This is a genomic window from Candidatus Dormiibacterota bacterium (genome assembly GCA_036495095.1).
Classification (GTDB): Bacteria; Chloroflexota; Dormibacteria; order Aeolococcales; family Aeolococcaceae; genus CF-96.
Map to the genome: position 1 here is coordinate 1 of DASXNK010000127.1, position 3,934 is coordinate 3,934.

Sequence of the window (3,934 nt, forward strand, 5' to 3'; positions counted from 1 at the left end):
GGCGCCGGCCGGCGCCGACCGATCAATGCCCATGCGTCGCGGACGATCTCAGTTCGCCGTGGTGCCGAGGCGGGGACTCGAACCCCGACGAGCTTGCGCCCACCAGCCCCTCAAGCTGGCGTGTCTACCTATTCCACCACCTCGGCAGGCAGCGCGGCGATTCTACACGCGCGGCCACGGCGTTCCGGCCCGCCGTCGCGGGAGCGCGACATCAGCCGATCCCGGGGATGCGGCCGCCCGCCAGCAGCCCGGCGAGCACCACGCAGAGAAGGCCGAGGGCGCAGGCCGGGGCGACGACGGTGGCGGTGACCAGGCTCGCCAGCGGGCCCCGCCGCCCCGCCATGGCGAGGGTCTCGGCGCGGGCCCGGGCACGGGTCGAGCCGGCGACGGCGAGCAGCTGCGACGCCAGGGGAAGGCCGAGGCGTTGACGGCGGCCCGCGAGCGCGGCGACGGTGGCGAGGGTCTCGACCCCGCCGGCGCGCGCCGCCTCGGCGAGGGCGGCCGCCACCGGTTCTCCGGCGGCCGCCCGCGCCGCGGTCCGGGCCAGCAGCCGCTCCAGCGCCGGGTCGGTGCAGGCGCCCGCGATCGTCAGGGCGCGGTCGATCGGCAGGCCGGCGGCCAGCGCCGCCGCGGCGAGCTCGAGGGCGACCGGGAGCGCCCCCGCCGCCGCCTCGGCACCACGCCGGGCCGCCCCGCGGAGCGCCAGTCCGGGCAGCACGCCCGCGGCCGCGCCCACCGGAAGCACCGCCAGGAGCAGCAGTGGACCGGCGAGCACCGCCACCGCGAGGCACACGGCGGCGGCGGCGAGGACGGCACCCAGGCGCACCCCGGCGAGGGCCGCCTCGGGACCGCGCCCGCCGGCGCACGCGGTGAGCAGCCGCACCGCGGGCGAGCCGGGCGCGAGCAGCAGCGCCCGGGCGGCCAGGGCGCCGTCCCCCGGCCGGCGCAGCCACGTGCCCACGGATTGCGCCCGCGAGGCCCGGGCCGGCGCCGCGGCGCTCACCCGACCGCCGCCAGGCGCCGGGCGACCACGGTGCCCCCCAGCGCCACCGCGGCGCAGCCACCAAGCACGCCCGCGGGAAGCGGTGCGGTCACACCGGCGGCGATGGCCGGCTCGGTGAGGACGAGGGTGATCCCGAGCACCCCGGCCAGGGCAGGGACGGCGGCGGCGACCAGTCGTGGTTCCGCGGTCAACGCGCGGGCGTCGTCACGGGTGGCGATGGCGGCGTCGAGCGCCTCGGCCAGGCGATCGAACGAGCCGGGGTCACCCCCCGCCCCGCCGTGCAGGGCGAGCAGCGCCGCCACCGCGGCGAGGCCCCGTGCCTCCCCGCCGGACTCGGCGGCTGCGGCGCCGAGCGCGGCGCCGGGCGCCTCCCCCAGCGTGCTGCGGACCAGCGCGGCACCGGCCACGGCGCGGAGCGGCCGGTCGGTGGCGGGCAGCGAGGCGGCCGCGGCGGCGAGCGCATCCTCGGCGCAGGCGCCGGCTGCGAGCTCGGCCCCCAGGCAGCGGGCGAGCACGGCGGCGCCCCGCTCGAGCGCGTTCGCGCGGCGGCCGGCGCGGGCGCGCAGGGCCAGGCGGCCACCGGTGCGCACGGCCCCGGCGGCGATGACGAGCCCGGCGCCGGCGCCGAACACAGCGATCGTGAGCAGCGCCAGCGGCCCCGCCACCATCACCTGGCCGAGCCGCCAGCGCGCCGGGGTGGTGTCGATCATCGCGCGGTGGAGCCGGCCCGCCAGCCGCCGGCCGGCGCGGGAGCGGTCGTAGGCGTCGCCCGCACGGGCGCCAAGCCGCCCCCTGCGGCTCATGCCACACCTCGATCGGAGAGCAGCCGCACCGGGAACCGCACGCCGTGATGACGCATCCGCGCCAGGCACCGGTCCGGGGTGGCGCCGGCGGGGCGGAGGGCGCCGCCGGCGCGAGCGCACACGGTGGTGAGCTGGGGCCGCCCGTCCTCGCCGGCGTCGACCGCCACCACCTCGGCGACCTGCCGGTGGCCGCCGGCGCGGCGCTCGCAGTGCACCACCAGGTCGATCGCCGACGCGATCCAGCGCTGGAGGGAGTCGCCGCCGACCGAGGGCAGGGCCATGGCGAGCATCGCCTCGAGGCGAGTCATCGCGTCGGTGGCGCTGTTGGCATGGAGGGTGGTCATCGACCCGGCGTGCCCGGTGTTCATCGCCGCGAGCATGTCCGCCACCTCGACGCCGCGGACCTCTCCGACCACCAGCCGGTCGGGACGCATGCGCAGGGCGTTGCGCACCAGGTCGCGCAGGGTGACCTCGCGTCCCCCGTCGGGAGCGGAGGGACGGCACTGCTGGTGGACGAGGTGCGGATGGCACGCGCTCATCTCGGCCACGTCCTCGAGGACGAGCAGCCGCTGGTCCTCGGGCACCAGCTCGCAGAGGGCGGCGAGCAGCGTGGTCTTCCCGGAGCCGGCGCCGCCGGTGACCACCAGGTTGCAGCGCCCCAGCACCGCGGCGTGGAGGAACGCCACCGTGGTGGAGTCGACCGCGTCCAGCTCGATGAGCTCCGCGACGCCGAGCCGCCGGCGGGGCGGGCGGCGGATGGTCAGCAGCGGAGAGCCGCAGGCCACCGGCGGCAGCACGGCGTTGATCCTGCTGCCGTCCTCGAGCCGGGCGTCGACCAGGGGAGCCCCCTCATCGATGCGCCGCCCGGTGCCGCTCAGCAGCCGGTGGACGACCGCGAGGACGTGGTCGGTGTCGCGGAAGCGCACCGAGCTGGGACGCAGCTCGCCACCCACCTCGACGTGGACCTGGTCGGGACCGTTCACCATGATCTCGGTCACGGAGGTGTCGGCGAGGAGCGCCTCGAGCGGGCCGAGCCCGGTGAGTTCGTCGACCACGTCGAGCAGCCGTGCTGCCGGGCCCGCCCCTCCCCCGCCGGCGCCGAGCGCACGGCCGGCCACGGCCGCGACCCGCAGCCGGCGCTCCAGAGGAGGCAGCGTGGCCAGCTCCGGCACCTCCTCGAGGACCCGGCGCCGGAGGTCGTCGAGCTCGGTCCCGGGCGCGTCCGCGCGACCGGAGCGGCGGCCGCGGCGCCAGGACCCGCGGCCCTCACCACAGGCTTGTGTATCCATGGCCGCGACCATACACAATCCTGTGGTGGTGGTCAACCACGGACCGCCGGACCGGCCGGCGGCCAAAAAAAAGAAGTACTCGGCGATGACCTACTCTCCCACCCCGTTGCCAGGGCAGTACCATCGGCGCTGGCGGGCTTAACTGCTGTGTTCGGGATGGGAACAGGTGTCTCCCCGCCGCTATCGTCACCGAGTACTTTCTTTCAAAGAAGTACTGGGTGATCGCCCCCGACCCACCGGACGGACCGGCACGCGCGGGCGACCACGCCTCCGGTCGGGTCGCCACGTCAGCGAGCCACCGGAGGCATGTCTGCGAGAGCGCTTCTTCACGAACGCTGTGGGCGACCACCCTGCGCGTGACCGCCGTGACCTGCACGGCGGCGTCAGTCGCTGAAAAGTGGGATAGGAGGTCAAGCCCTCGACCGATTAGTACCGCTCAGCTCAAGGTGTTGCCACCCTTACACCTGCGGCCTATCAACCAGCTGGTCTAGCTGGGGTCTTACCCGGTTAACCCGGTGGGAGATCTAATCTTGGGGTGGGCTTCGCACTTAGATGCTTTCAGCGCTTATCCCATCCGGACATGGCTACCCGGCGGTGCTCCTGGCGGAACAACCGGTGCACTAGCGGTCCGTCCAACCCGGTCCTCTCGTACTGAGGTCAGCTCCCCTCAAATCTCCTGCGCCCACGGCGGATAGGGACCGAACTGTCTCACGACGTTCTAAACCCAGCTCGCGTACCGCTTTAATGGGCGAACAGCCCAACCCTTGGGACCTACTCCAGCCCCAGGATGCGACGAGCCGACATCGAGGTGCCAAACCTTGCCGTCGATGTGAACTCTT

3 protein-coding genes, 1 tRNA gene and 2 rRNA genes are annotated in these 3,934 nt (G+C 75.2%); all 6 read right to left on the reverse strand.

Features of this window, described 5'->3' with window-relative positions:
• Window positions 1-59 precede the first annotated feature (59 nt).
• Window positions 60-146, reverse strand: a tRNA-Leu gene (locus tag VGL20_13400).
• A 65-nt stretch (window positions 147-211) separates the two neighbouring features.
• Window positions 212-1,003, reverse strand: coding sequence for a type II secretion system F family protein (locus VGL20_13405; GenBank protein HEY2704676.1), 792 nt, complete (start codon window positions 1,001-1,003; stop codon window positions 212-214).
• Window positions 1,000-1,806 carry a hypothetical protein gene (locus VGL20_13410; GenBank protein HEY2704677.1) on the reverse strand — a complete coding sequence of 269 codons (807 nt, stop codon included), beginning with the start codon at window positions 1,804-1,806 and terminating at the stop codon, window positions 1,000-1,002. Before VGL20_13410 ends, VGL20_13405 begins: the two co-directional genes overlap by 4 nt.
• Complete coding sequence (locus tag VGL20_13415; GenBank protein HEY2704678.1) at window positions 1,803-3,095, reverse strand: ATPase, T2SS/T4P/T4SS family; 1,293 nt, start codon at window positions 3,093-3,095, stop codon at window positions 1,803-1,805. The genes VGL20_13410 and VGL20_13415 overlap by 4 nt, the downstream gene beginning before the upstream one ends.
• 77 nt (window positions 3,096-3,172) lie before the next feature.
• A 5S ribosomal RNA gene (gene rrf / locus VGL20_13420) occupies window positions 3,173-3,289 on the reverse strand.
• A 212-nt stretch (window positions 3,290-3,501) separates the two neighbouring features.
• Window positions 3,502-3,934: ribosomal RNA gene (locus tag VGL20_13425) — 23S ribosomal RNA — on the reverse strand; the annotation flags it as partial.

What these genes read in the sequence shown, in the direction of transcription:
- VGL20_13410 (HEY2704677.1), bottom strand. Translation starts at nt 1,806, where the DNA reads ATGAGCCGCAGGGGGCGGCTTGGCGCCCGTGCGGGCGACGCCTACGAC.
- VGL20_13415 (HEY2704678.1), bottom strand. Translation starts at nt 3,095, where the DNA reads ATGGATACACAAGCCTGTGGTGAGGGCCGCGGGTCCTGGCGCCGCGGC.